Source organism: Mesorhizobium sp. M7A.F.Ca.CA.003.01.2.1 (assembly GCF_003998945.1).
In the GTDB taxonomy this organism is placed as follows: Bacteria; Pseudomonadota; Alphaproteobacteria; order Rhizobiales; family Rhizobiaceae; genus Mesorhizobium; species Mesorhizobium ciceri.
Genome location: NZ_RZRA01000818.1, coordinates 1 through 2,601 on the forward strand (window position 1 = coordinate 1; position 2,601 = coordinate 2,601).

The 2,601-nt window shown below is 61.5% G+C and carries 6 protein-coding genes and 2 tRNA genes; 5 read left to right on the forward strand and 3 right to left on the reverse strand.

Going from position 1 to position 2,601, the window contains the following annotated elements:
• Window positions 1–150: 150 nt before the first annotated feature.
• From EN969_RS26045 to EN969_RS26055, 3 genes are read left to right on the forward strand one after another with little or no spacing between them, the layout of a single operon-like run.
• A complete protein-coding gene (locus tag EN969_RS26045; protein WP_244514287.1) occupies window positions 151–465 on the forward strand; it encodes a hypothetical protein in 315 nt (104 codons plus the stop codon).
• Window positions 462–743: a helix-turn-helix transcriptional regulator gene (locus EN969_RS26050; RefSeq protein ID WP_013532438.1), complete on the forward strand. Its 282-nt coding sequence runs from the start codon at window positions 462–464 to the stop codon at window positions 741–743. Before EN969_RS26045 ends, EN969_RS26050 begins: the two co-directional genes overlap by 4 nt.
• Window positions 744–782: 39 nt before the next feature.
• Window positions 783–1,064 carry a hypothetical protein gene (locus EN969_RS26055; RefSeq protein WP_013532439.1) on the forward strand — a complete coding sequence of 94 codons (282 nt, stop codon included), beginning with the start codon at window positions 783–785 and terminating at the stop codon, window positions 1,062–1,064.
• Between the two features lie 86 nt (window positions 1,065–1,150).
• Here EN969_RS26055 and EN969_RS26060 read toward each other — a convergent pair.
• Window positions 1,151–1,227: transfer RNA gene (locus EN969_RS26060), tRNA-Arg, on the reverse strand.
• 47 nt (window positions 1,228–1,274) lie between these two features.
• The gene (locus EN969_RS26065) at window positions 1,275–1,580 is read right to left on the reverse strand and encodes an ETC complex I subunit (RefSeq protein ID WP_013532440.1); all 306 of its coding nucleotides are present in this window, start codon (window positions 1,578–1,580) and stop codon (window positions 1,275–1,277) included.
• A gap of 140 nt (window positions 1,581–1,720) precedes the next feature.
• Here EN969_RS26065 and EN969_RS26070 point away from each other — a divergent pair.
• Window positions 1,721–1,797, forward strand: a tRNA-Pro gene (locus EN969_RS26070).
• 102 nt (window positions 1,798–1,899) lie between these two features.
• The gene (locus EN969_RS26075) at window positions 1,900–2,181 is read left to right on the forward strand and encodes a hypothetical protein (protein ID WP_013532441.1); all 282 of its coding nucleotides are present in this window, start codon (window positions 1,900–1,902) and stop codon (window positions 2,179–2,181) included.
• A 36-nt stretch (window positions 2,182–2,217) separates the two neighbouring features.
• Here EN969_RS26075 and EN969_RS26080 read toward each other — a convergent pair.
• The coding region (locus EN969_RS26080) for a DnaA/Hda family protein (protein WP_245467505.1) at window positions 2,218–2,601 on the reverse strand (384 nt) is incomplete at its 5' end.

Sequence of the window (2,601 nt, forward strand, 5' to 3'; positions counted from 1 at the left end):
GCCCGCCTGTCCACTTATATATGAGGGTCCGCGAATACAGCGGGCCGAACGCGCCGTGCGCGGGAAGGTTCCGAAAAGGCCGAGTAACGAAATAATACGCTGGCGCCGAGCCACGCCCGCGGACTTTTCTATATCAGACGCAGCTAATCCTTGACGCCGGCAGATGCCGCCCCAGAATCAGAGCATGGCAATAAAGTCGGCGACGAGGTGGCGGTCATGGCGACGGTGCTGAAGCGCGTCACGAAGGACCGCGTCAGCGTGTCGATCCCCGGTCTTCCGCATTCGGTCATTGATCCGGCAACCAGGCTGACCAGGGGCCAGCAGATGGAATTATCCGGCGACGTTAAGCGGATCGACGGCGACAAGGTCACGGTGTCGCTCGGGACAATGGTCACGGTGGATCTGGACAAGGCGGGCCTGGTGCAAAGCCGTGTCCCACCGAAGCGAAGGACCGTCAGGATGTGAACAAGCGAAGCGCCACCGTCTCAGGGACCCAACCCCTTACACCCCAGCAGTGCAGAGCTGCACGAGCGATCCTGAAGTGGTCGCAGGTGCGACTCGCCGCGAAGTGCGGCCTCAGCGAAGGAACGATTGGCAGTTTTGAGAGCGGGCGAAGGATTCCCAGTCCCGCCAAGCTGGCTGCCATCCGTCGAGGCTTGGAGGCAGCGGGCGTGGTTTTCATCGATCAGAAGACCGCAGTGACAAAGAGCGGTCCGCCTCGCGAAACTATTAGTGGAACATAATTTAGACATCGCTGTTAGGCCGTAAATGGGAGGCGCGCGATGTCACAACATGAAATCGGCATTGTTTCGGACTGGTCGAAATTGGTGGCGGACGATCCTCTGATCGCCGCCGATATAATCCAGCGCCTTTCTGTGCGCGCTTGCAATGACAACGCTGCCACCGCCGCCGACGTCCCGTCGCCCGGCACCGAAACATTTCGGGGTCCCGACATAACCAGCCTCGCAACACCCACCGAGTATCCTCGGCCGATCGTGCTCCTAGCGACGATCTATGCGTCGACGGTCCTGGGGGTAACGCTGCTTCTGGCGGCGGCGGTCTGAGCGCACGAGGCCTGATACCGCTCTCTGAAAGCCCGTGTCTCCGGTATAAACCGTAACCTATGTGTCCGGAACGGACCGAAAGGCTTTGGCGATCCCGACAGGATTCGAACCTGTGACCATCGGCTTAGAAGGCCGGTGCTCTATCCAGCTGAGCTACGGGACCGCTGGCCGGCCCTTGGGCCGGCTGGATATTCTGGCGCCGGGCGCCGTTCAATGCGTCCAGGGCGTCCTGCGGTCATAGCGGAAATTCTCCGCATAGGAAATCTGGCGGCGCTTGGTCTCTTTCGGCTCTTCGACGCGGAAAGCGAGCCCTTGCTTTTCGGCGTAGGCGACCGCCTCTTCGCGCGTGTCGAAGCTAAGCCTGATCTGGCTTCTCATGTCTGCCGACGTCGTATAGCCCATCAGCGGGTCGATCTTCTTGCGCGACTCGGGATCGAATTCCAGCACCCAGTAACCGGTCTTGGCCTTGCCGGACTGCATCGCGGTTTTGGCTGGGCTGAAAATGCGCGCGGACATGGCCACCTCGTTGTTGTGCAAGGCAGCATCGCCACCCTTCGCCCGTCATTACTGCGCAATGCGCACGGCGGCAAGGTTTTTGCTCTCGCAGGTTTTTGCACTTGCCATGCACCACCGAAATGAATAGGCAACAGACCGTTCGGAGTGTAGCGCAGCCTGGTAGCGCATCTGGTTTGGGACCAGAGGGTCGGGAGTTCGAATCTCTCCACTCCGACCATCCCCCCACAGCCCAATGCCCGGCGCAGCCATACGGTTCACTTGCTGCGGCACCGGCCGTGTGTCCGGCAGCCGCGGGCGGTTCGGCAAACAGGGGGGTCAGATGCTTGGAATCGATGCCTGGGTGTCGCTTTTCGGACCGGCCTACTTTGCCTATGCCGGCATAACGGTTCCGGTCATGGTGACGTGGGCAATTGCCTGCGCCGCACTGGCGATGTGGAATAACCGTGAAAGCCGCAGACAGGCGAGGCAGGCCCCGGGCGCCGTGGTCTCCCGCTCCTGGCGTGTCAGTATCGGGATGTTTGTGCTGGTCGCCGCCGGCTATATCGCCGCTCACTCTGCCGTCTATCTCGCAGTCCGTCATTTCGCCAGAATGTGGCTCTGATCGCCAGAATGTGGCTCTGAGACCGGCCTCTCAGGCTCAGATCTCGAACTCGCCCTGCCCTTCATCCATGGCACTGACGGTTTCGGCTGCCAGCGCCCTGGTGATCGGCGTCTTGCGTTCGAGCGCGGTCCGGTCGAGCCGCTCCACCACGCGCATCGCTGTCGCCAGCGAGCGCTCGATGCGGCGGACCAGATATTGCACGACATGCGGTTCGACCTCGATCTGACGGTCGGCGAAGAGTTTTGTGATGACGCCTGCCAGCAGGAGATCGTCGGGCTCATGAATTTCGACTGTCGCAGCCGCCTTCAGCCGCGAGGCAAGATCAGGCAGGCCAACACCCCAGGCCGAGGGAAAGCGGCGCGCCGTCAGAAGCAGTTGCGAGCCGGCACCACGCACCGCATTGATCAGATGGAACAGGCC

Coding starts and splice junctions, on each gene's coding strand:
- EN969_RS26075 (WP_013532441.1), top strand. CDS start 1,900: ATGCTTGGAATCGATGCCTGGGTGTCGCTTTTCGGACCGGCCTACTTT.
- EN969_RS26055 (WP_013532439.1), top strand. CDS start 783: ATGTCACAACATGAAATCGGCATTGTTTCGGACTGGTCGAAATTGGTG.
- EN969_RS26065 (WP_013532440.1), bottom strand. CDS start 1,580: ATGTCCGCGCGCATTTTCAGCCCAGCCAAAACCGCGATGCAGTCCGGC.